The organism is uncultured Aquimarina sp., from assembly GCF_947496855.1.
GTDB lineage: Bacteria > Bacteroidota > Bacteroidia > Flavobacteriales > Flavobacteriaceae > Aquimarina.
Genome location: NZ_CANMED010000011.1, coordinates 1 through 23,420, shown reverse-complemented (window position 1 = coordinate 23,420; position 23,420 = coordinate 1). Strand labels below are relative to the sequence as shown.

The 23,420-nt window shown below is 35.3% G+C and carries 17 protein-coding genes and 5 tRNA genes; 21 read left to right on the top strand and 1 reads right to left on the bottom strand.

Annotated elements, in window-relative coordinates; all coding sequences use genetic code 11:
- The first annotated feature begins 32 nt into the window (after positions 1-32).
- The 20 genes from Q0921_RS24550 to Q0921_RS24455 all read left to right on the top strand — a co-directional run bounded on the left by Q0921_RS24550 (position 33) and on the right by Q0921_RS24455 (position 17,646).
- The gene (locus tag Q0921_RS24550; protein WP_299261754.1) at positions 33-1,415 is read left to right on the top strand and encodes an alpha-amylase; all 1,383 of its coding nucleotides are present in this window, start codon (positions 33-35) and stop codon (positions 1,413-1,415) included.
- Positions 1,416-1,638: 223 nt separating this feature from the next.
- On the top strand, positions 1,639-1,833 hold the full coding sequence (gene rpsU / locus Q0921_RS24545) for a 30S ribosomal protein S21 (RefSeq protein WP_299261752.1): 195 nt from the start codon (positions 1,639-1,641) through the stop codon (positions 1,831-1,833).
- Positions 1,834-1,958: 125 nt separating this feature from the next.
- A complete protein-coding gene (locus Q0921_RS24540) occupies positions 1,959-2,849 on the top strand; it encodes a tyrosine-type recombinase/integrase (protein ID WP_299261750.1) in 891 nt (296 codons plus the stop codon).
- 67 nt (positions 2,850-2,916) lie between these two features.
- On the top strand, positions 2,917-3,219 hold the full coding sequence (raiA, locus tag Q0921_RS24535; protein WP_118457944.1) for a ribosome-associated translation inhibitor RaiA: 303 nt from the start codon (positions 2,917-2,919) through the stop codon (positions 3,217-3,219).
- A 101-nt stretch (positions 3,220-3,320) separates the two neighbouring features.
- A tRNA-Thr gene (locus Q0921_RS24530) sits at positions 3,321-3,394 on the top strand.
- 238 nt (positions 3,395-3,632) lie between these two features.
- Positions 3,633-3,714 (top strand) — tRNA-Tyr (locus Q0921_RS24525).
- Between the two features lie 32 nt (positions 3,715-3,746).
- Positions 3,747-3,819: transfer RNA gene (locus tag Q0921_RS24520), tRNA-Gly, on the top strand.
- 127 nt (positions 3,820-3,946) lie between these two features.
- Positions 3,947-4,018: transfer RNA gene (locus Q0921_RS24515), tRNA-Thr, on the top strand.
- Positions 4,019-4,076: 58 nt separating this feature from the next.
- Positions 4,077-5,264 (top strand): elongation factor Tu, encoded by a 1,188-nt coding sequence (gene tuf, locus Q0921_RS24510; protein ID WP_299261748.1) that lies wholly within the window; start codon positions 4,077-4,079, stop codon positions 5,262-5,264.
- A gap of 60 nt (positions 5,265-5,324) precedes the next feature.
- Positions 5,325-5,397, top strand: a tRNA-Trp gene (locus Q0921_RS24505).
- Between the two features lie 100 nt (positions 5,398-5,497).
- Positions 5,498-5,695, top strand: coding sequence for a preprotein translocase subunit SecE (gene secE, locus Q0921_RS24500; protein WP_299261746.1), 198 nt, complete (start codon positions 5,498-5,500; stop codon positions 5,693-5,695).
- Positions 5,696-5,700: 5 nt separating this feature from the next.
- Positions 5,701-6,255, top strand: a complete 555-nt coding sequence (gene nusG, locus Q0921_RS24495; protein WP_299261744.1) for a transcription termination/antitermination protein NusG — start codon at positions 5,701-5,703, stop codon at positions 6,253-6,255.
- 77 nt (positions 6,256-6,332) lie between these two features.
- Positions 6,333-6,770, top strand: coding sequence for a 50S ribosomal protein L11 (gene rplK / locus Q0921_RS24490; protein ID WP_091412200.1), 438 nt, complete (start codon positions 6,333-6,335; stop codon positions 6,768-6,770).
- Between the two features lie 18 nt (positions 6,771-6,788).
- Positions 6,789-7,487 carry a 50S ribosomal protein L1 gene (rplA, locus tag Q0921_RS24485; RefSeq protein WP_299261742.1) on the top strand — a complete coding sequence of 233 codons (699 nt, stop codon included), beginning with the start codon at positions 6,789-6,791 and terminating at the stop codon, positions 7,485-7,487.
- An 11-nt stretch (positions 7,488-7,498) separates the two neighbouring features.
- The gene (gene rplJ / locus Q0921_RS24480; protein ID WP_299261740.1) at positions 7,499-8,020 is read left to right on the top strand and encodes a 50S ribosomal protein L10; all 522 of its coding nucleotides are present in this window, start codon (positions 7,499-7,501) and stop codon (positions 8,018-8,020) included.
- A 67-nt stretch (positions 8,021-8,087) separates the two neighbouring features.
- The gene (rplL, locus tag Q0921_RS24475; RefSeq protein WP_298548376.1) at positions 8,088-8,465 is read left to right on the top strand and encodes a 50S ribosomal protein L7/L12; all 378 of its coding nucleotides are present in this window, start codon (positions 8,088-8,090) and stop codon (positions 8,463-8,465) included.
- Positions 8,466-8,596: 131 nt separating this feature from the next.
- A complete protein-coding gene (gene rpoB / locus Q0921_RS24470; protein ID WP_299261738.1) occupies positions 8,597-12,406 on the top strand; it encodes a DNA-directed RNA polymerase subunit beta in 3,810 nt (1,269 codons plus the stop codon).
- Positions 12,407-12,503: 97 nt separating this feature from the next.
- Positions 12,504-16,802, top strand: a complete 4,299-nt coding sequence (gene rpoC / locus Q0921_RS24465) for a DNA-directed RNA polymerase subunit beta' (RefSeq protein ID WP_299261736.1) — start codon at positions 12,504-12,506, stop codon at positions 16,800-16,802.
- A gap of 70 nt (positions 16,803-16,872) precedes the next feature.
- Positions 16,873-17,187 carry a DUF3467 domain-containing protein gene (locus Q0921_RS24460; RefSeq protein WP_118457926.1) on the top strand — a complete coding sequence of 105 codons (315 nt, stop codon included), beginning with the start codon at positions 16,873-16,875 and terminating at the stop codon, positions 17,185-17,187.
- Between the two features lie 138 nt (positions 17,188-17,325).
- A complete protein-coding gene (locus tag Q0921_RS24455; protein WP_299261733.1) occupies positions 17,326-17,646 on the top strand; it encodes a DUF962 domain-containing protein in 321 nt (106 codons plus the stop codon).
- Positions 17,647-17,803: 157 nt separating this feature from the next.
- On the opposite strand, the gene Q0921_RS24450 is transcribed toward Q0921_RS24455, so the two are convergent.
- The gene (locus Q0921_RS24450; RefSeq protein ID WP_299261731.1) at positions 17,804-19,390 is read right to left on the bottom strand and encodes a peptide chain release factor 3; all 1,587 of its coding nucleotides are present in this window, start codon (positions 19,388-19,390) and stop codon (positions 17,804-17,806) included.
- Between the two features lie 326 nt (positions 19,391-19,716).
- Between Q0921_RS24450 and Q0921_RS24445 the strand changes: the two genes are divergently transcribed.
- On the top strand, positions 19,717-23,420 hold a 3,704-nt coding region (locus Q0921_RS24445), incomplete at its 3' end, for a beta strand repeat-containing protein (protein ID WP_367183353.1).

Genomic DNA, 23,420 nt, shown 5'->3' with positions numbered 1-23,420 from the left:
TGTAAGAAAATTAACACACAAACACTTATTTTATGAAAACTTTTAAGTTCGTTTATTTTCTATTGGCGATATCCTTTGTGATGATATCGTGTGATAAAGATGAGGTTTTGGATTCTGTAGAACCAGAATCTGTAAAACCGGAAGAATTAATTTCTACCAGAGCAGGTCTTAAGTCTATTGGATCTGGAGTAATGATGCAAGCATTTTATTGGGACGTTCCTGCAGGTGGTACTTGGTGGAATGTCATTAAGGATAAAGTTGATAACTGGAGTGATGCTGGTATCGATGCTATTTGGTTACCACCTGTAAGTAAAGCGCAGAATGGTAAATTTTCTATGGGATATGACCCTTTTGATTATTATGATTTTGGACAGTACAATCAAATGGGTAGCACAGAGACTAGATTTGGATCTAAATCAGAATTAGAATCTCTTATTTCTAGAGCTCATAGATATAGACTGAATGTAATAGCTGATATTGTTATTAACCATAATAGTGGAGGGGATTTAGAATCAAATCAATTTGCAGGTAAAAGTACGTATACTAAGTTTAATCCTTTGTCAGGAAAGTTTAATAGAACGAAATATGATTTTCATCCTAATGATAAATACAATTCAGATAGCGGAATATTTGGAGGCTTTCCAGATTTGAGTCATAAAAAAGTATATGTTCAGGATTGGTTGTATAAAAAGAGTAACTCTGTTGCTAAGTATTATAGTAACACTATGAAATTTGATGGGTATAGGTTTGATTATGTGAAAGGTTTTGAACCATGGGTTGCAAGAGAATTTCGTAAATCTACCGGAGTATTTGGTGTGGGAGAATATTGGGATGGTAATGTGAATAGTTTAAAATGGTGGACAGATCAAGCTCAGATGTCAGCATTTGATTTTGCCTGCTACTATAAAATGAGAGATGCATTTGTAGGTAATAATTTAAATGCGCTTAGTGGAGATATGTTGTGGAAAAGAAACGCATCTAGAGCTGTTACCTTTGTAGCGAATCATGATACTGATGAGATTCATACAAATAAATTGTTAGCGTATGCTTATATTTTAACGCATGAAGGGTATCCTGCTCTTTTTTATAGAGATTATGAGGATTGGTTGGATAAAAATAAATTAAATAATTTGATTTGGATTCATAATAATCTTGCTGGAGGAAACACATCAAACCTTTGGACAGATAATGATGAATATATTGCCAGAAGAAATGGTGGCGGAGGAAAGAATGGTTTGGTTGTGTATATCAATAATTCTAACTCTTGGAAAGAAAGATGGATTCAGACGAATTGGTCTGGCAAAAAAATAAAAGATTATACAGGTAGTTCTAGTTGGGAACCTACAACACAAGGTGATAAGTGGGTTAAGATCCAGGCGCCACCAAAAGGATATACCGTTTGGTCTCTGAAATAATAAAGTGATTGTTCTTGGTTTATAAGGATAGCTTCTAAGTTATAAGTCGGTTTTTTATCTGTTATAACATTTTGTAACAGATAGAAAATCGGCTTTTTTACTTTGATTATAAGGTGTTTAAAATAAATATGTGAAAAATATTTAAGTTATTCAAAAAAAGCTTTGTTAATAATACTTTTGTGCTATCTTTGCATCCTAATTTTTAAAGAAAGGAGGTAACACTATGTTAATTATACCAGTTAAAGACGGAGAAAATATAGATAGAGCGTTAAAACGTTTTAAGCGTAAATTTGATAGAACAGGAACAATGCGTCAGCTGCGTAAGCGTCAGGCGTTCATGAAGCCTTCTGTTGAACGTAGAGCTCAAGTTCAAAAAGCGCAGTACATTCAGCACTTAAGAGACCAAGAGGAAATTTAAAACAACATGTTGAGACGTTGTATGTTTTAATTCTTTTTAAGAATTAAACTTCGTTTTTCAGTATATATAATTTTAAACCATTAGATGCTAAAAGTTTTATACTTTTGTGTTCTAATGGTTTTTTTGTGTTTATTAAAGAGTTTGTAGATTATTTACTTTTAGAAAGAAAGTATTCAGTTCATACGGTTACTGCTTATAAGGCAGATTTAATGTCTTATACTGAGTTTTATGAAAGAGAATACGATGAAAGAGATATTTCAAGATCAAATTACGCTCAAATCCGTTCTTGGATTGTAGGTTTGGTTGATGAAGGGGTGTCTAATAGAACAATTAATAGGAAAGTGTCTTCACTTAAGGCATATTATAGGTTTTTGTTAAAGACAGGGCAAATACAAAAAACTCCTTTAGCCAAGCATCAAGCATTAAAAGTTTCTAAAAAACTTCAAATTCCGTTTTCAGATATTGAGGTGGATAAGGTTTTGGGTGAATTATTAGATAATGAAGACTTTAAAAGTGTTAGAGATAGGTTAATTGTTGAGTTTTTTTATGCAACAGGAATGCGTAGAATTGAATTAGTTAATCTCAAAATAAATAATATTGATCTATTAGGTAGGCAGGTGAAGGTTTTGGGTAAACGTAATAAAGAGAGGTATATACCTTTAATACCATCTATTCTTATTACTATTAAGCGGTATTTAGAATTAAGAACAGAAGTTGTGATAGAGTCTGAAAACCCTTTTTTATTGTTAACAGAAAAAGGAGTTAAAATCTATGAAACACTTGTGTATCGAATCATAAATAGTTATTTTAGTGAGGCATCTTCTAAAGTAAAAAGAAGCCCGCATATATTGAGACATTCATTTGCGACGCATCTGCTTAATGAAGGTGCTAACTTAAATGCTGTAAAAGAATTACTTGGTCATTCCAGTTTAGCTTCTACTGAGGTGTATACACATCATAGTGTTGCGCAATTAGCAAAAGTGCACAAGCAATCTCACCCAAGGAATAAAAAGTAAAGTGTTTATCGTTGTATTTATGTCTTTTGGACTTTAAATATTTGTTTAACCAATTAAAATAACACCTATGAAAGTGAACTTGCAATCCGTAAATTTTAATGTAGATCAGAAATTGGTAGATTTTACACAGACGAAATTGGATAAGTTAGAAAATCATTTTAGTCGTATTATTCATGCTGATGTTTTTTTGAAAGTTATGAATACAAGTGGTAAGGAAAATAAAATCACTGAAATTTTACTAAGTGTTCCAGGGGATGAGTTTATAATAAAAAAAATAAACAAAAGCTTTGAAGAAGGTGTGGATGAGTGTGTTAGTTCATTGGAAAGGCAATTGCGAAAACGAAAGGAAAAATTAAATGCACATGTTTGATAATTTTTTTTCAAAAATTGTTTTGTGAAAGAAATAAATTCTATACATTTGCAGTCCGTTAGAAATAGCGGACTTTTTTATGCTTAAAAAAGTAACCAAAAGCCGATGTAGCTCAGCTGGCTAGAGCAGCTGATTTGTAATCAGCAGGTCGTGGGTTCGAGTCCCTCCATCGGCTCTTGAAATATTGAAAAAAGTATCAGGTTCCGGAGTTGTTTTCTGTTTGAAAACACATTCTTGAAAGGGCTAAAATTTATCCTGAGCTATGACAAAGAAAGTCCCTCTGTCGACTAATTAAAAGGTGAAATTTTGAAAAAAAAATCAACCTTTTTTTATAAAATTTTGAATTGTAAATTATTTGATTAATTTTGCGCTTTCAAAATTTAGAAGTTCATTCTAAAATTATGATTTCAATTGGGGAGATACTCAAGCGGCCAACGAGGGCAGACTGTAAATCTGCTGACTACGTCTTCGCAGGTTCGAATCCTGCTCTCCCCACAACCTTCAATTTTGATTTCAAAATTGTAAATGCGGGAGTAGCTCAGTTGGTAGAGCGTCAGCCTTCCAAGCTGAATGTCGCCAGTTCGAACCTGGTCTCCCGCTCTTAAAAAATACAGAGCTAATCTTGATGCATTATTAGCATTGGATTTTTAAAATAAAAATAATGATGAATCGGTTTTCTTTCGATATGTAATGAAGGACTCTGGTTTATCATTGTGTACTTTAAAAAGCCGGTGTAGCTCAGGGGTAGAGCGTTTCCTTGGTAAGGAAGAGGTCACGAGTTCAAATCTCGTCATTGGCTCTTGGTTCAGAATTATAAATTGAACACTAATATATAACTAAGATTAAATAAATTCATTATGGCAAAGGAAACTTTTGATCGTTCCAAACCGCACTTAAATATTGGTACTATTGGACACGTTGATCACGGTAAAACAACTTTAACCGCTGCAATTACTAAGGTATTGGCAGATGCTGGATTTTCTGAAGCAAAATCTTTTGATCAGATCGATAATGCACCAGAAGAAAAGGAAAGAGGTATTACAATTAATACATCACACGTAGAATATGCAACGGAAGAGCGTCACTACGCACACGTTGATTGTCCAGGTCACGCCGATTATGTGAAAAACATGGTAACTGGTGCTGCTCAAATGGACGGTGCAATCTTAGTGGTAGCTGCTACTGATGGACCAATGCCACAAACACGTGAGCATATCTTATTAGGACGTCAGGTTGGTATTCCAAGAATCGTTGTATTCATGAATAAAGTGGATATGGTTGATGATGAAGAGTTACTAGAATTAGTTGAGATGGAAATCAGAGATCTTCTTTCTTTCTATGAGTATGATGGTGATAATGGACCTGTAGTTGCTGGTTCTGCACTTGGAGCTCTAAATGGAGAAAAGAAATGGGTTGATTCTGTTTTAGAATTGATGAAGGAAGTAGATGCTTGGATTGAATTGCCAAAACGAGATGTAGAAAAAGATTTCTTAATGCCGATTGAAGATGTATTCTCTATTACTGGTCGTGGTACTGTTGCAACGGGACGTATCGAAACTGGTATTGCTAACACTGGTGATCCTGTAGAGATTATCGGTATGGGAGCTGAGAAATTAACTTCTACTATTACTGGTATTGAGATGTTTCGTCAGATATTAGACAGAGGAGAAGCTGGAGATAATGCTGGTATCTTACTAAGAGGTATTGAGAAAACTCAGATTTCTCGTGGTATGGTAATTACTAAACCAGGATCTGTAACTCCACACTCTAAGTTTAAGGCTGAAGTTTATATCCTTAAAAAAGAAGAAGGTGGACGTCATACTCCGTTCCATAATAACTACCGTCCTCAGTTTTACGTTCGTACAACTGACGTAACTGGAAACATTGCGCTTCCTGATGGAGTTGAAATGGTAATGCCTGGAGATAACTTAACAATTACTGTTGATCTTATTCAGACAATTGCAATGAATGTAGGTCTTCGTTTTGCGATCCGTGAAGGTGGTAGAACAGTAGGTGCTGGACAGGTTACTGAAATTTTAGACTAATACAATATATAAATATATGAGGTAAGGTATTCGTTACGACGAATACCTTGACTTATGTATACGGGTTTAGCTCAGTTGGTAGAGCACTGGTCTCCAAAACCAGGTGTCGGGAGTTCGAGTCTCTCAACCCGTGCTAATAAATATGAAAAATTTCTTCATTTAGATAAAATGAAGTTGATATAATGAATTTATAGTGATGAGAGTTTTTTCTTATCATTAAAAAGAATAATAAGATGGCTGGATTAATAAATTACATTACGGAATCATATAGCGAGTTAAAGAATCACGTAACATGGACTCCTTGGGCAGAAGCACAAAGACTTACTTTAGTTACTATCATTTTCTCGGTTATTTTTTCTTTAGCTATCTGGGGAGTTGATACTGTGTTTAGTAATGTGATAGAGTATTATTTCACTTTAGTTAAATCGTAATTATAATGGCTGAGGTTGGTAATACTAAAAAATGGTACGTTGTGCGTGCTGTAAGTGGTCAGGAAAACAAGATAAAGGACTATATTGAGAGAGAAATTGCTCATATGGGAATGGAGGACTATGTTTCTCAGATCTTGGTACCTACGGAAAAGGTAATTCAGATCAGAAATGGGAAAAAAATCCATAAAGAGAGAGTGTATTTTCCTGGATATGTTATGATAGAAGCAAATCTTTCAGGAGAAATTCCTCATATCATAAAGTCTATTAATGGAGTTATTGGTTTTCTTGGGGAAGTTAAAGGAGGAGATCCTGTGCCTTTAAGAAAAGCCGAGATTAATAGAATGCTTGGTAAAGTAGATGAACTTGCTGTGAAAACTGACAATATTGCGATTCCTTATACGGTTGGTGAAACGGTAAAAGTGATCGATGGACCTTTTAATGGTTTTAACGGTACAGTTGAGAAGGTAAATGAAGAAAAGCGTAAGCTAGAAGTAATGGTTAAGATTTTCGGAAGGAAAACACCATTAGAATTGAGTTATATGCAAGTCGAAAAAGTATAATAATTGTTACATTATATATCCTGAATTGTTCTTATTGCTTCCACTTTATAGAACAATTCTAATTTAAAATTAGAAAAATGGCTAAAGAAATAAGTAAGGTTGTAAAACTTCAAGTACGTGGAGGAGCGGCGAACCCATCCCCACCAGTTGGACCTGCTTTAGGTGCTGCCGGAGTGAATATCATGGAATTCTGTAAGCAATTCAATGGTAGAACACAAGATAAGGCTGGTAAAGTATTGCCAGTTGTTATTAATGTTTACAAAGACAAATCTTTTGATTTTGTAATCAAAACTCCACCTGCGGCAGTTCAAATACTGGAAGCAGCAAAAACGAAAAAAGGTTCTGGAGAGCCAAATCGTAAAAAAGTGGCTAGTGTTACTTGGGATCAAGTTCGTACAATCGCAGAAGATAAAATGCAGGATTTAAATGCATTTACTGTAGAGTCCGCTATGAAAATGATTGCCGGTACCGCTCGTTCAATGGGTGTAACTGTAAAAGGACAAGCTCCTTTTTAATCCAAAAACGTGTAGAAAATGGCAAAAGTAACTAAAAAGCAAAAAGAAGTTAGAGCTAAAGTTGAAAAGAATAAAGCATATTCAGTAGACGAAGCTTCCGCTTTAGTAAAAGAAATAACAAACGTAAATTTTGATGCCTCTGTAGATCTTGCTGTTCGTTTGAACGTAGATCCTCGTAAAGCAAATCAAATGGTACGTGGTGTGGTAACATTACCTCACGGGACAGGAAAGGATGTTAAAGTTCTTGCATTGGTAACACCGGATAAAGAAGCTGAAGCTAAAGAGGCTGGAGCTGATTTTATAGGTCTAGATGAGTATTTAGACAAAATTAAAGGTGGATGGACTGATGTAGATGTGATCATTACAATGCCTAGTGTTATGGGTAAATTAGGTCCATTAGGTCGAGTATTAGGACCTCGTGGTTTAATGCCTAATCCTAAAACGGGTACAGTAACAATGGATATAGCAAAAGCTGTTTCTGATGTTAAAGCTGGTAAAATTGACTTCAAGGTTGATAAAACTGGTATTGTTCACGCTGCAATTGGAAAGTCATCTTTTTCTGCTGATAAAATAGCAGGAAATGCAAAAGAATTATTAACAACGTTAGTGAAGTTAAAACCTGTGGCTGCGAAAGGTATATATATTAAGTCAATATATATGTCTTCTACAATGAGCCCTAGTTTGGAGATTGATTTAAAGAACTACGCTGGTAATTAAGATAAACGATTATGACAAGAGAAGAAAAATCACAAGTAATTGAAGACTTAACTGCTCAGTTAGCTGAAAACACTAATATCTATTTAGCAGATATTTCAGGTTTGGATGCAGGAACAACTTCAAACTTACGTAGAGCTTGTTTTAAAGCTAACGTATCATTAAAAGTAATTAAGAATACACTTCTTGCGAAAGCAATGGAGAAATCTGATAAAGATTTTGGAGAATTGCCAGAGGTATTAAAAGGTAATACTTCAATTATGTTCTCTGAAACTGGTAATGCACCAGCAAAGGTTATAAAAGAGTTTCGTAAGAAATCTGAGAAGCCTTTATTAAAAGGAGCTTTTGTAGAAGAAGCGATTTTTGTTGGAGATGAAACTTTAGACGCACTTGTAAATATCAAGTCTAAAGAAGAAGTTATTGGAGAAATTATTGGCTTACTACAGTCACCAGCTAAGAATGTTATTTCGGCATTAAAGTCTAGTGGAGGTACTATAGCAGGTATTCTTAAAACATTATCTGAGAAAGAAGGATAATTTAAGCGTGTACGCACTTTTTAACAAATATATTTCAATTAAAAAAAATTATTAAAAACGATAGAAAATGGCAGATTTAAAAGAATTCGCAGAACAATTAGTTAACTTAACAGTAAAAGAAGTTAATGAGTTAGCTGATATATTAAAAGATGAGTATGGTATCGAGCCTGCTGCTGCTGCAGTAGCTGTAGCTGCTGGTGGTGGAGCTGCTGGTGGAGATGCTGCTGAAGAAAAAACTGAATTTGATGTAATCCTTAAAGCAGCTGGTGGTGCTAAATTAGCAGTTGTAAAACTTGTGAAGGAATTAACTGGTCTTGGTCTTAAAGAGGCTAAAGGATTAGTTGATGATGCTCCAAGTGCAATCAAAGAAGGTATTGCTAAAGATGAAGCAGAAGCTCTAAAAGCTCAATTAGAAGAGGCTGGAGCTGAGGTTGAGCTTAAGTAAGCTTACCATATATTGACATAGAGGTTTAGACCTGGAGAATTTTCTCTAAGGTCTAAACCATTTTGCGTATATAAATATGATGTATATTAAAATACGCTGTTTTTTAAATTTTAATTTAATTCCGTCCATTGATGTTAGCAACGCAAACTGAAAGATTGAATTTTTCTTCTGTAAAGAATAGACCTGATTATCCTGATTTTTTGGATATTCAGATCAAATCCTTTCAGGACTTCTTTCAATTAGAAACAAAGTCTGAAGAAAGAGGAAATGAGGGTCTTTATAATACCTTCATGGAAAATTTCCCGATTACGGATACACGTAATCAATTTGTACTAGAATTTTTAGACTACTTTGTAGATCCACCAAGATATGATTTACAAGAGTGTATAGAAAGAGGTCTTACATATAGTGTACCTCTAAAAGCACGTTTAAAACTTTTCTGTACAGACCCTGAGCACGAAGATTTTGAGACGATTGTTCAGGACGTATATTTAGGTACGATTCCTTACATGACTCCAAGTGGTACATTCTGTATTAATGGAGCAGAACGTGTTGTTGTATCTCAGTTACACCGTTCACCTGGTGTGTTCTTTGGACAATCATTCCATGCGAATGGAACAAAGTTATATTCTGCCAGAGTAATACCTTTTAAAGGTTCTTGGATAGAATTTGCAACCGATATCAATAGCGTAATGTACGCATATATTGATAGAAAGAAAAAATTACCAGTAACTACACTTTTCCGTGCTATTGGTTTTGAAAGAGATAAGGATATATTAGAAATTTTTGACCTTGCAGAAGAAGTTAAAGTTTCTAAATCAGGATTAAAAAAAGTATTAGGTCGTAAGCTTGCTGCACGTGTTTTAAATACATGGCATGAGGATTTTGTAGATGAAGATACGGGAGAAGTAGTTTCTATCGAGCGTAATGAAATTGTTTTAGATCGCGATACTGTTTTAGATAAGGATCACTTAGATGAGATCGTTGACTCTGGAGCTAAAACCATTTTACTTCATAAAGAAGATAATGATAAGGGTGATTATGCTATTATCCACAATACATTGCAAAAAGATCCTACAAATTCTGAAAAAGAAGCTGTAGAACATATATACCGTCAATTGCGTAATGCAGAACCGCCTGATGAGGAAACGGCAAGAGGTATTATTGACAAGTTATTCTTTTCTGACCAACGTTACAATCTTGGTGAAGTAGGTCGTTATAGAATGAATAAAAAATTAGGTCTTAATATTGAAATGGACAAGCAAGTGCTTACCAAAGAAGATATTATAACCATCATAAAGTATTTAATAGAATTAATTAACTCTAAAGCAGAGATTGATGATATTGATCACCTTTCTAACCGTCGTGTAAGAACTGTAGGTGAGCAATTATCGCAACAGTTTGGAGTTGGTCTAGCGCGTATGGCTCGTACAATTCGTGAGCGCATGAATGTTAGAGATAATGAAGTATTTACACCAATTGATTTAATAAATGCAAAGACGCTGTCTTCTGTAATTAATTCGTTCTTTGGTACCAACCAGTTATCTCAGTTTATGGATCAAACAAATCCACTAGCAGAGATTACTCATAAGCGTAGACTTTCTGCTCTTGGACCTGGTGGTTTATCGAGAGAAAGAGCAGGTTTCGAGGTTCGAGATGTACACTATACACATTACGGTCGTTTATGTCCTATTGAAACTCCAGAGGGTCCGAATATTGGATTAATTTCTTCACTTGCAGTATTTGCTAAAGTGAATTCAATGGGATTCCTTGAAACTCCTTATCGTAAAGTTGAGGAAGGTAAAGTTGATTTAAGTGAGTTTAGATATTTAAGTGCCGAAGAAGAGGAAGAGAAATTAATAATGCAAGCCAATCTACCGTTAAAGGAAGATGGTACGATTGAGAGTGATAAAGTAATTGCTCGTATGGAAGGTGATTTCCCTGTGATTGATCCATCAGCGGTCAATTATGCGGATGTTGCGCCTAATCAAATTGCTTCGATTTCAGCATCTTTGATTCCTTTCTTAGAGCATGATGATGCGAACCGAGCGTTGATGGGATCGAATATGATGCGTCAGGCAGTTCCTTTATTAAGAGTAGATGCTCCAATTGTAGGTACAGGACTTGAACGTCAGGTAGCTTCTGATTCTAGAGTATTAATAAATGCTGAAGGAGCCGGAGTTGTTGAGTATGTGGATGCTCAAAAGATAACTATCAAATACGATAGAACGGAAGAACAGAGAATGGTAAGTTTTGAAAGTGATTCCAAAACATATAACCTGATTAAATTTCGTAAGACCAACCAAGGTACTTCTATAAACTTGAAACCAATTGTAAGAGTTGGAGATAGAGTAAACAAAGGACAAGTTTTGTGTCAAGGTTATGCAACTGAGAACGGAGAACTTGCTTTGGGAAGAAATATGAAGGTTGCCTTCATGCCTTGGAAAGGATATAACTTTGAGGATGCGATTGTGATTTCTGAGAAAGTAGTTAGAGATGATATCTTTACTTCTATTCATATTGATGAGTATTCATTAGAAGTTAGAGATACTAAGTTAGGTAATGAAGAGTTAACTAATGATATTCCTAATGTTTCTGAAGAAGCTACAAAAGATCTTGATGAAAACGGAATGATCCGTGTTGGTGCTGAAATCAAACCAGGAGATATTCTTATCGGTAAAATTACACCAAAAGGAGAGAGTGATCCTACTCCAGAAGAGAAGTTGTTAAGAGCTATTTTTGGAGATAAAGCAGGAGATGTTAAAGATGCATCTTTAAAAGCTTCACCTTCTTTACACGGTGTTGTTATAGATAAGAAGTTGTTCGCTCGTGCTATTAAAGACAAGCGAAAGCGTTCTCAAGATAAAGAAGATATTTCTATCTTAGAAAGATCCTATGATGCAAAATTTGCATTATTGAAAGCAGAATTGATAGATAAATTATTTATAATCGTTGGAGGTAAGACTTCTCAAGGGGTTATTAATGATTTAGGAGAAGAAGTACTTCCAAAAGGTAAAAAGTTTACTCAGAAAATGCTTAATAGTGTTGATGACTATGCTCACCTTACTAAAGGTACTTGGACTACTGATGATAATCTTAATAAAATGGTTGCGGATTTAATCCACAATTTTAAGATTAAGGAAAATGATTTACAAGGTAACTTGCGTAGAGAGAAATTTACAATCTCTGTGGGTGATGAATTACCTTCTGGAATTATAAAACTTGCTAAAGTTTATATTGCTAAAAAACGTAAACTTAAAGTAGGAGATAAGATGGCAGGGCGTCACGGTAACAAAGGTATTGTTGCACGTATCGTAAGAGAAGAAGATATGCCTTTCCTAGAAGACGGAACACCAGTAGATATCGTACTGAATCCATTAGGGGTACCATCTCGTATGAATATTGGTCAGATCTATGAAACTGTATTAGGTTGGGCTGGTCAGAAATTAGGTAGAAAGTATGCTACTCCGATTTTTGATGGTGCTTCTTTAGATCAGATCAACGAATTTACAGATGAAGCAGGTATTCCAAGGTTTGGACATACATATTTATATGATGGAGGTACAGGAGATCGTTTTGATCAACCAGCAACTGTAGGTGTAATCTACATGCTTAAGTTAGGTCATATGGTAGACGATAAAATGCACGCACGTTCTATAGGACCATATTCATTGATCACACAGCAACCACTTGGTGGTAAAGCACAGTTTGGTGGTCAACGTTTTGGAGAGATGGAAGTTTGGGCACTTGAAGCTTATGGTGCTTCAGCTACCCTTCGAGAAATACTGACTGTGAAATCTGATGATGTTATTGGTAGAGCCAAAACGTACGAAAGTATTGTAAAAGGTGAGCCTATGCCAGAACCAGGATTACCAGAATCATTCAATGTATTAATGCATGAATTGAAAGGTCTTGGTCTGGATATCAGATTAGAAGAATAATAAAGATGAAATCGTACCTGGAGCGAAGTCAAAGGGTGCGATACATCATATAATTATTCAATATTAAATTACAATAATTCTTAAGCAACCATATATTATGGCAAGAAATAATGATAAGAATACAGTAAAGAGATTTAATAAAATCTCTATAGGTTTAGCCTCTCCTGAGTCGATTTTAGCAGCGTCGCAAGGAGAAGTTTTAAAGCCTGAAACTATCAATTATCGTACTCACAAACCTGAGCGTGATGGTTTGTTCTGTGAGCGTATTTTTGGACCTGTGAAGGACTTTGAATGTGCTTGTGGTAAATATAAAAGAATTCGTTACAAGGGGATCGTTTGTGATCGATGTGGTGTAGAAGTAACAGAAAAGAAAGTTAGAAGAGATCGCGTAGGACATATTAATTTAGTTGTTCCTGTAGCGCATATATGGTATTTTCGTTCTTTACCAAATAAAATAGGATATTTACTAGGCCTTCCATCTAAGAAATTAGATATGATCATTTACTACGAAAGATATGTAGTAATTCAGCCTGGTATTGCTAAAAATGAAGAAGGAGAACCAGTTCAGAAAATGGATTTCCTTACTGAAGAAGAGTATCTGAACATTTTAGATAGTTTACCTCAAGAGAATTTATATTTGGATGATGCTGATCCTAATAAATTCATTGCTAAGATGGGGGCAGAATGCCTTATTGAAATCTTAAAAAGAATTGATCTTGATGAGTTATCATACCAATTAAGACATAAAGCAAATAACGAAACTTCTAAGCAACGTAAAACAGAAGCGTTAAAGCGTCTTCAGGTTGTAGAGTCTTTACGTGATGCTAATAAGAATAGAGAAAATCGTCCAGAATGGATGATTCTTAAAGTAGTTCCGGTAATTCCGCCAGAATTACGTCCATTAGTACCACTTGATGGGGGTCGTTTTGCGACTTCTGATTTAAATGACTTGTACCGTCGTGTAATAATTCGTAATAATCGTTTGAAGCGTTTGATGGAAATTAAAGCGCCAGAAGTAATTTTACGTAATGAAAAACGTATGTTGCAGGAATCTGTAGATTCTTTATTTGATAATACACGTAAAGCTTCCGCTGTAAAAACAGATTCTAATAGACCATTAAAATCATTATCTGATTCTTTAAAAGGTAAGCAAGGACGTTTCCGTCAGAACTTACTTGGAAAACGTGTGGATTATTCTGCTCGTTCTGTAATCGTTGTTGGACCAGAATTGAAATTATTCGAATGCGGTATTCCTAAGAATATGGCAGCTGAGTTATACAAGCCATTTGTAATCCGAAAGTTGATTGAGCGTGGTATTGTAAAGACGGTAAAGTCAGCAAAGAAAATTATAGATAGAAAAGAGCCAGTAGTTTGGGATATCTTAGAGAATGTTCTAAAAGGACATCCGATATTATTAAACCGTGCTCCTACGCTTCACCGTTTAGGTATACAGGCGTTCCAGCCAAAACTTATTGAAGGTAAAGCAATACAGTTACACCCACTGGTATGTACTGCATTTAATGCGGATTTTGATGGAGATCAAATGGCTGTGCATTTACCACTTGGACCAGAAGCCATATTGGAAGCACAGTTATTAATGTTAGCTTCTCATAATATTTTGAATCCTGCTAATGGTTCTCCAGTGACGGTTCCTTCTCAGGATATGGTATTAGGTCTATATTATATGACTAAATCTCGTAGATCTACACCCGAATTAGAAATTAAAGGTGAAGATTTAACGTTCTATTCTCCAGAAGAAGTAGTTATCGCTTATAACGAGAAAAGATTAGACATAAATGCTAATATTAAAGTAAGGACTAAGGACATTGAAGAAGGAGAATTAGTTACGAAAATAATAGAGACTACTACAGGTAGAGTATTATTTAATGAAAAAGTTCCTGAAAAAGCTGGTTATATTAATGAAGTATTAACTAAAAAATCTCTTAGAGATATTATTGGTGATATTTTAAAGGTGACTAGTGTTCCGGAAACGGCTGCTTTTTTAGATGAAATAAAGACATTAGGATATAACTTTGCATTTAGAGGTGGTTTATCATTTAGTTTAGGGGATATTATTATTCCTAAGGAGAAGCATACGATGATTGCGGATGCTAATGGGCAAGTAGATAATATTGTAGCTAACTATAATATGGGTCTTATTACCAATAATGAGCGTTACAATCAGGTAATTGATATTTGGACTTCTACAAATGCCGCATTGACAGAACTGTCGATGAAGCGTATTAGAGAAGATCAACAAGGGTTTAATTCGGTATATATGATGCTTGATTCTGGAGCAAGGGGATCTAAAGAACAGATTCGTCAGCTTACAGGAATGCGTGGATTGATGGCAAAACCGAAGAAATCAAATTCTGCGGGTGGAGAAATTATTGAGAATCCAATTCTTTCTAACTTTAAAGAAGGTCTTTCTATTCTTGAGTACTTTATTTCTACTCACGGTGCTCGTAAAGGTCTTGCGGATACAGCACTTAAAACTGCAGATGCAGGATACCTTACACGTCGTTTAGTTGATGTTGCACAGGATGTAATCGTTAATATCGAGGATTGTGGAACATTAAGAGGAGTAGAAGTTAGTCCATTAAAGAAAAATGAGGAGATTATAGAAGGTCTTGCTGCCAGAATTGCAGGTAGAACCTCGTTGATGGATGTTATTAATCCATTAACTCAGGAAGTACTTGTAAAGGCTGGTGAAGAGATTGATGATGTAACTGCTAAAAACATAGAAAATTCTCCTGTAGAATCTGTAGAAGTTCGTTCTGCTCTTACCTGTGAAGCTAAGAAAGGTATATGTGTCAAATGTTATGGACGTAACCTAGCTACCGGTAAAACAGTTCAGCGAGGTGAAGCGGTAGGTGTTGTCGCAGCTCAATCAATTGGAGAACCGGGGACACAGCTTACATTACGTACATTCCACGTTGGAGGTATCGCGAGTAACATTTCAGAAGAAAATCAATTAAAATCTAAATTTGCAGGTAAAGCAGAAATAGAAGAATTGAAAACTGTAAAAGGTAAGGATTCTAATGGAAATGAAATTGATGTAGTTATCTCTCGTACTTCTGAAGTTAAGGTTACGGATCCAAAGACTAAGATTGTACTTAGTACAAATCTTATACCTTATGGTTCACAATTGTTTATCAAAAGTGGTGATACGGTTAAAGCGGATCAAAGTATCTGTCAATGGGATCCATATAATGGTGTAATTATTTCAGAATTTGCTGGAAAAGTAAGCTATGAAAATGTAGAGCAAGGTATAACATATCAAGTAGAGATAGATGAGCAAACTGGATTCCAGGAAAAAGTAATCTCAGAATCACGTGATAAGAAAAAGATACCTACCCTTCTGATTATGGGTAAAGGTGACGAAGTTCTTCGTTCATATAACCTTCCTGTTGGGGCTCACTTAATGGTTGATGATAATGAAAAGATTGAGGTAGGTAAGGTATTGGTTAAGATTCCTCGTAAATCAGCGAAAGCTGGTGATATTACAGGAGGTCTTCCACGTGTAACAGAATTATTTGAAGCACGTAACCCATCAAACCCTGCGGTTGTTAGTGAGATTGATGGTGTAGTATCATTTGGTAAAATTAAGCGTGGTAATCGTGAGATTATTGTAGAGTCTAGAATTGGTGAAATCAAGAAGTATCTTGTTAAATTATCAAATCAGATTCTTGTACAAGAGAATGATTTTGTACGTGCAGGTATGCCATTATCTGACGGTTCTGTAACTCCAGAAGATATCCTTAAAATAAAAGGACCTTCTGCAGTACAGCAGTACTTAGTGAATGAGGTACAGGAAGTATATAGATTACAAGGTGTGAAGATTAATGATAAGCATTTTGAGGTAGTAGTACGTCAAATGATGCGTAAAGTAAGAATTCAAGATCCAGGTGATACAATTTTCCTAGAGAATCAATTAATCCATAAAGCTGATTTCATTGTCGAAAATGATTCTATGTATGGAATGAAAGTGATTGAAGATTCTGGAGATAGTGAAAACCTTAAAGCTGGACAGATTATATCACCTCGTGATTTAAGAGATGAAAATTCTCTTTTACGTAGAGAAGATAAAAATTTAGTAGAGGCTAGAGATGTTACTCCTGCTACAGCGACACCAATACTTCAAGGTATTACTAGAGCATCGCTTCAAACTAAATCGTTTATCTCTGCTGCATCATTCCAGGAAACAACAAAAGTATTAAACGAAGCTGCTGTAAGCGGTAAGGTTGATGATCTGGAAGGATTAAAAGAGAATGTAATCGTTGGACACAGAATTCCTGCCGGAACTGGTATGAGAGACTATGAGAGTATTATAGTGGGTTCTAAGGAAGAGTTCGAAGATCGAATGGAACAACGACAAGAAGTAAATTATAATTAATCAGTTAAAGCCTGCCAATTGGCAGGCTTTCTGTTTTAAGGACGAATGTGTTCAGGTAAAATATTTTAAAATGGCAGACGAAAAGAAACAAAAACAAAATCAGTTAAATATAGAGTTAGATGATGCTATAGCTGATGGAGTGTATAGCAATTTGGCAATTATTAACCATTCGGTATCCGAATTTGTGGTTGATTTTGTAAATATTATGCCAGGAAGACCTAAAAGCAAAGTGAAAAGTAGGATCATTTTAACTCCTCAGCATGCCAAAAGATTATTAAAGGCATTAGGAGATAATGTATCAAGATTTGAAGCCGCTCACGGTGAAATCAAAGATTATGAGCAACCACCAATTCCTTTAAATTTTGGTCCTACCGGACAAGCATAAGAAGTGTAACATATTCTTAAGGATATAGTGATCCGCTTGATTTTATTAATCAAGCGGATCTTTTTTTGAATATATGGAAGCTTGATCAACACATATATTTTTATTATCTTAAACGTTCTTTAAATAAGTGTATTATATATGTCTGATCGAATTAAAACTTATTCTGAATTCTATAAGTTCTATCTAACAGAACACAGAAATAGAACTAGTAGGACTTTACATTTTGTAGGTACTTTTTTAGTTTTTATTATTATCGCAATTGCTATTTATTTTGGTTGGGGTTGGAAATGGTTTTTAGTACCCGTTGTGGGATATGGTTTCGCTTGGGTAGGTCACGCTTTTTTTGAAAAAAATAAACCGGCAACATTTAGATATCCTTTATGGAGTCTAATTTCAGATTTTAAGTTATTCTTTGAGATTCTTTTTGGAAAGAGATCGTTGGATAGTACGAAAGATTAATATAGTTATGCCTTATGAAAGATTGATTTTAAATAGATTTTGTTAATATTTGATATAAAAACCGATCAAATAAATATCTTTTAATAGACTTTTGTATTATAAACATACTTTGCTAGCATTCTTTTATAAAAATCCTTAAAACTCCTCTAAATCACGTTTAGAATTCTGAAGTAAAGTGAAAAATTATAGAAGGATACTTTTGTTGTGTCATTTGTAAACTAAAAGAAGAATCAGCTAAAAAAACCAATTGGTCTTGCTTGTCTTTTGCCAAAAATTTACTTTTCACACGTTTGAAATCTTTAAACTCGTCACTGTCCGTGTCTTCGGTTTCAATCCAACAAGCTTTGTGCACGTTAAGATTCTCATAGGTACATTTTGCTCCATATTCGTGTTCTAATCTATATTGTATTACTTCATATTGAAGCGCTCCAACTGTACCAATCACTTTTCTTCCGTTCAATTCTAGGGTAAATAATTGCGCTACTCCTTCATCCATTAATTGATCAATTCCTTTGGCTAATTGCTTGGATTTCATAGGATCCGCATTATTGATATATCTAAAATGCTCTGGAGAAAAACTAGGAATTCCTCTATAATTTAATTGTTCCCCGGTTGTTAGTGTATCTCCTATTTTAAAGTTACCTGTATCATGTAAACCAACAATATCACCTGGATAAGAGATGTCTACAATTTCTTTTTTTTCTGCAAAAAAAGCGTTAGGACTAGAGAATTTAAGTTTTTTGTTGTGTCTTGTATGTAAATACGGTACATTTCTTTCAAAGGTTCCTGAAACAATTTTGATGAAAGCCAATCGGTCTCTATGTTTAGGGTCCATATTCGCATGAATCTTAAACACAAAGCCAGTAAAATCTTTTTCATTAGGTTCCACAACTCTGGTATCACTCTCTTTAGGTCTTGGTGTTGGAGCAATTGAAACGAAACAATCTAATAACTCACGAACTCCAAAATTATTCAATGCCGAACCAAAAAAGACCGGTTGTAAACTTCCATTTTGATAAGAATCTTTGTCAAAAGTTGGATAAATACCCTCTACTAATTCTACTTCTTCACGTAAGGTTTCAGCTTCAGTATCGCCAATTAATGTGTTAAGTTCAGATGAGGATAAATCAGAAACTTGAATGGTTTCTTCTATGTTCTTTCTACTATCGCCGCTAAAAAGATTAATGTTTTTTTCCCAAAGATTATAAATTCCTTTAAAATCATAACCCATTCCAATAGGAAAACTTAGTGGAGTAACTTTCAATCCAAGTTTTTGTTCGACTTCGTCTAATAATTCAAAAGCATCCTTCCCTTCACGATCTAGTTTATTGATGAATACAATCATAGGAATGTTACGCATTCTACAAACTGAAACTAGTTTTTCAGTTTGCTCCTCTACACCTTTGGCAACATCAATGACTACAATTACACTATCAACAGCAGTTAGGGTTCTAAACGTGTCTTCTGCAAAATCTTTATGCCCAGGAGTATCCAAGATATTAATTTTAATACCTTGATATTCAAAAGCCAATACAGAGGTAGCTACAGAAATTCCTCTTTGGCGCTCAATCTCCATGAAATCACTGGTTGCACCTTTCTTGATTTTATTGGATTTAACGGCTCCAGCCTCTTGTATCGCTCCCCCAAATAAGAGTAACTTTTCTGTTAAAGTTGTTTTACCTGCATCAGGATGCGAAATGATACCAAATGTTCGTCGTCTCTTTATTTCTTCAGTGAATTTCATTGTAGTTCTATTGCTAAAGTTTGCAAATATACTACTTAAAAACACAAAGATGTTATAAGTAATAAAAACTAGATTTTTTCGAAATGTTATTTTTTTGATGTGGTTTATGACGTAACAAAAGTGTATTTCATCGAAAAAGCGAAAAAAAAATGGGAAAAAAGGTGTTAATTGTATAATTGTATTGCCATCTTTGTGATAAGTATCAATTACGGCTTTACCGTAATTTTGCTTAAATTTTGAATTTATAAATATTATTAAGATATTTATAAATAGCTTGTAACAGTTACTACCCATAACCTTTACAAGCTATTGTAAACCATCGTCATATGAAAAAAATTACCCAAATCTTGTTGGGTCAAAGTGCGTTTATGTCTCTTTTGACCTTTATCTTTTTATTTACCTACAGCGCTTCCGGTCAGGAAGGGAAAGATGGTGATCTTACGGTAACAGCTGCAAATACTATTCTTAATACGTATAGTCCAATTACTTCAGACATATCAGCTGGAGATACTTCAGTGGATGTGAATAGTGTTGCAACCGATTTAGGAGGTCTCTCTAGTGGAGATCTTATTCTTATTTATCAAGCTCAAGGAGCAACTATTAATACAACGAATACTATTAATTATGGTGATATTACAGATTATGGAAGTTCTGGGGTGTATGAGTATGGTTATGTTTCTAGTATTAGTTCAAATACAATAACACTTACTTGTGAGGTTGCTAATGGCTATTTTGTGGCGGGTAAAACACAAGTAATAAAGGTACCACAATATGACACATTAACTATAGATGCAGGTGCATCAGTAGTACCGTTACCTTGGGAAGATTTTGCAGGGAATAGACGTGGTGGTGTTGTAGTTATTACAGCGAATATAATCAATATAGAGGGTGATATAGATGCTTCTGGACTTGGGTTTAGAGGAGGAGTTGTTGATAATATCACTTCTACGAATGGGACTACAGTTGTTAATGATTACGTAACCAATGCAAATGGACGAGGAGCAGAAAAAGGAGAAAGTATTGTTGGATATCAAAACGATTATGACGCGTTAGGTGGAAGATATGGTAGAGGTGCACCGGCCAATGGTGGTGGTGGTGGAAATTCACACAACTCTGGTGGTGGTGGTGGATCCAATGGAAATAATGGAAATACTTGGTTTAATGGATCAGGTGTAATGTGTTCCGGCTGTACTGGAACCGCTGCATGGACTTTGGACCCTGACTATATTGCAAATGGTAATGCTCTTACAAATTCTTCTGGTGGAGGAAGAGGAGGATATTCTTATGGTTCTAGTAATCAAAATGCGTTAACTCTTGCTCCTGGTAGCGATGCTTGGGGAGGAGATGATAGAGATCCAGTTGGAGGCTTAGGAGGTAGACCACTTATCGCAGACGAACAAAATAGAATTTTTCTCGGAGGAGGAGGAGGAGCCGGTGATAGAAATAATAGTGCTAGTCAAGATGCTGCTAATGGAGGTGGTATTATATTGTTAGGTGCTAATTCTATAACTGGATCTGGTAATATAATAGCTAATGGAGCGGAGGCTTTGCCAACAGTTCCTAACCATAATGACGCACCTGGTGGTGGTGGTGGTGGTGGAAGTATCGTTTTAAGAGCTTCTTCTGTAGATAATACATTGACTCTTAGTGTTAATGGAGGAGATGGAGGAGATCAATTAATTACGAATAATGAAAACGAAGGTCCTGGAGGAGGAGGAGGAGCTGGTTTTGTGGCAATTTCTGCAGGTTCACCTACGGTTAATATAAATGGAGGTTCTAATGGTATTACTAATAGTGTTGCTGTAACTGAATTTCCTGCAAATGGTGCTACGAGCGGTGCGAGTGGTGAATCAGTTACAGGTATAAGTAATGGAGCAATAACTTGTTCTAATCCTGGAACAATAAGTGGAGTAGTATATAATGACGTAAATGGTGATGGTACACAAAGCGGTGAATCAGGAATAGGAAGTGTAACAATTACTATTACAGACGTAAATGGAAATACTCAGACGATACAAACAAATCCTGATGGAACTTATACTGCTACATTGCCCCCAGGTAATGCTACTATTGATATCTTAGATTCTGATCCGGGATTGCCACTTAATGCAGTTCAAACAGAAGGTGATGATCCAACCAATATTACTGTAATAGCTGGTACAAATACAACTTCTGTCGCTGACGGTTTTGTTATAGATACTGATGGAGATGGTACAGGTGATCCATCTGATAATTGTCCTTCAATTCCCAATGGAGATCAAGCAGATAATGATTCTGATGACGTAGGAAACAATTGTGATAGTGATGATGATAATGATGGGATCTTGGATACCGATGAAGGGCTTAATTGTCCAACAGCAGATATCAATGTCGGTTCAGCTCCTTCTGGTAATCAAAATGGTGTTGGATCTATAAGTGATATTTTTGATTTTGATGGAGTAGATGTAGATGTCACAACTACGATTAATCAAGTAAATGGAGGTACACTAAATATCTTAGAAGTTGAAAACACTACCACTTTAAGAGTTCAAGGAGAGGAAATAGATGATGGTTTATCAGAAAGTTTAGTATATACATTTACGTTTAGTGAACCTGTAACAAGTCTTAAATTTAGATGGTCTGGTATTGATCAAGGGGATAATGTAACGGTAACAGCAGCTGGACCTAATGTGCAAAGTATTTCTTTAGGATCTTTAATGGGGGCTAGTGCTTTCCCAAATAGTGATTATGCTACAACTTCAGGAGGTGCATCTCACGTGATAACTAACAATAATAGTTTATCTCCAACCATAACTTCTTTTACTAATGGTTCTGGTGACGCAGCGCTAAACTATTCAGATATAACTTTGGAAGGGTTGGTTACATCTTTTACGATTACGACCAATAAATTAAGACAAGATGGAAATATAGTAAATAATGGACTTATCACATTTCTTTTTTCAGATTTTACATATTGTACATATGAAGATGCTGATGGAGATGATATTCCTAATCATTTAGATTTAGATTCTGATGATGATGGTTGTAGTGATGCTAATGAGGCCTATAATGATAGTAATGCAGATGGAGGAGATGGAGGACAATTTGGTATGACAGACCCAGCAACTGTTGACGCTGCTGGATTGGTAACTGAAACAGGTGTAGATTATACTTTAGGTAATAACCCAAGGGTTACAAATGGAACTACTACGAATATATGTGATGCACCAGCTGCGACAACATTGCATCAAAACCCAGCTTGTAGTAGTACAATTTATAATTTAGTTTGGGATGGTTTTGTCCCTAATGGAATAGATGAGTTTGATTGGACTCCAGATGGAGCCTTTACCAATACATTTTCTGACGTAGATGGATCAGGAATCAATATTACACATGCTTTTTCTGGAGAAACAGCCACTTTAGCAGGTTGGCCTGTAACTACTTCTTCGGATACACCAAGTGTTGCTAGTAATGCTTCTGGGAATTTAGGGGATGAAGTTTTAGAATATTTTACAAATGGTTTTGGTACAACAGGAGTAACACAGACAATCTCTTTTAGTACAAATATATACTCTGTAGGATTTGATATGTATCATATCAATTCTAATGGAACAAGTGGAGATTTGTTTACAGTAACTGCTACAGATGGCGCAGGTAATACTATATTTCCAACCTTTACAGATTCAGGGACACCTTCTTATGTCTCTAATGAGACTAATGGAGAAATTGATGCTGATGATAGCTCAGTAACAAATGATAATGATCAAATAGGAGTTAATTTTGTAGATGCAGATGGGATTGCGAGTATTACCATTGTATGGCAAAACTGTAGTAGTTGTGCAGCGAATGTGGTTCACGGTTCAGGAATTGGAGGCTTTGATTTTTGTACTGAGATACCGCCATCTAGTGATTTGAGTTTGGCAAAGACAATAAATAACAGCACCCCTAATGTAGGGGAGAATGTTACGTTCACCTTAACGGTAAGCAATGGTGGAGGGAATGATCTACCAGCTGGCGCTACTGTTACGGATCAGTTACCGAGTGGTTATAC

Excerpts from the sequence above, each read along its gene's own strand:
- Q0921_RS24550 (WP_299261754.1), top strand. The coding sequence starts at position 33 with ATGAAAACTTTTAAGTTCGTTTATTTTCTATTGGCGATATCCTTTGTG.
- rpsU (WP_299261752.1), top strand. The coding sequence starts at position 1,639 with ATGTTAATTATACCAGTTAAAGACGGAGAAAATATAGATAGAGCGTTA.
- raiA (WP_118457944.1), top strand. The coding sequence starts at position 2,917 with ATGAAAGTGAACTTGCAATCCGTAAATTTTAATGTAGATCAGAAATTG.
- tuf (WP_299261748.1), top strand. The coding sequence starts at position 4,077 with ATGGCAAAGGAAACTTTTGATCGTTCCAAACCGCACTTAAATATTGGT.
- secE (WP_299261746.1), top strand. The coding sequence starts at position 5,498 with ATGGCTGGATTAATAAATTACATTACGGAATCATATAGCGAGTTAAAG.
- nusG (WP_299261744.1), top strand. The coding sequence starts at position 5,701 with ATGGCTGAGGTTGGTAATACTAAAAAATGGTACGTTGTGCGTGCTGTA.
- rplK (WP_091412200.1), top strand. The coding sequence starts at position 6,333 with ATGGCTAAAGAAATAAGTAAGGTTGTAAAACTTCAAGTACGTGGAGGA.
- rplA (WP_299261742.1), top strand. The coding sequence starts at position 6,789 with ATGGCAAAAGTAACTAAAAAGCAAAAAGAAGTTAGAGCTAAAGTTGAA.
- rplJ (WP_299261740.1), top strand. The coding sequence starts at position 7,499 with ATGACAAGAGAAGAAAAATCACAAGTAATTGAAGACTTAACTGCTCAG.
- rplL (WP_298548376.1), top strand. The coding sequence starts at position 8,088 with ATGGCAGATTTAAAAGAATTCGCAGAACAATTAGTTAACTTAACAGTA.
- rpoB (WP_299261738.1), top strand. The coding sequence starts at position 8,597 with ATGTTAGCAACGCAAACTGAAAGATTGAATTTTTCTTCTGTAAAGAAT.
- rpoC (WP_299261736.1), top strand. The coding sequence starts at position 12,504 with ATGGCAAGAAATAATGATAAGAATACAGTAAAGAGATTTAATAAAATC.
- Q0921_RS24460 (WP_118457926.1), top strand. The coding sequence starts at position 16,873 with ATGGCAGACGAAAAGAAACAAAAACAAAATCAGTTAAATATAGAGTTA.
- Q0921_RS24455 (WP_299261733.1), top strand. The coding sequence starts at position 17,326 with ATGTCTGATCGAATTAAAACTTATTCTGAATTCTATAAGTTCTATCTA.
- Q0921_RS24450 (WP_299261731.1), bottom strand. The coding sequence starts at position 19,390 with ATGAAATTCACTGAAGAAATAAAGAGACGACGAACATTTGGTATCATT.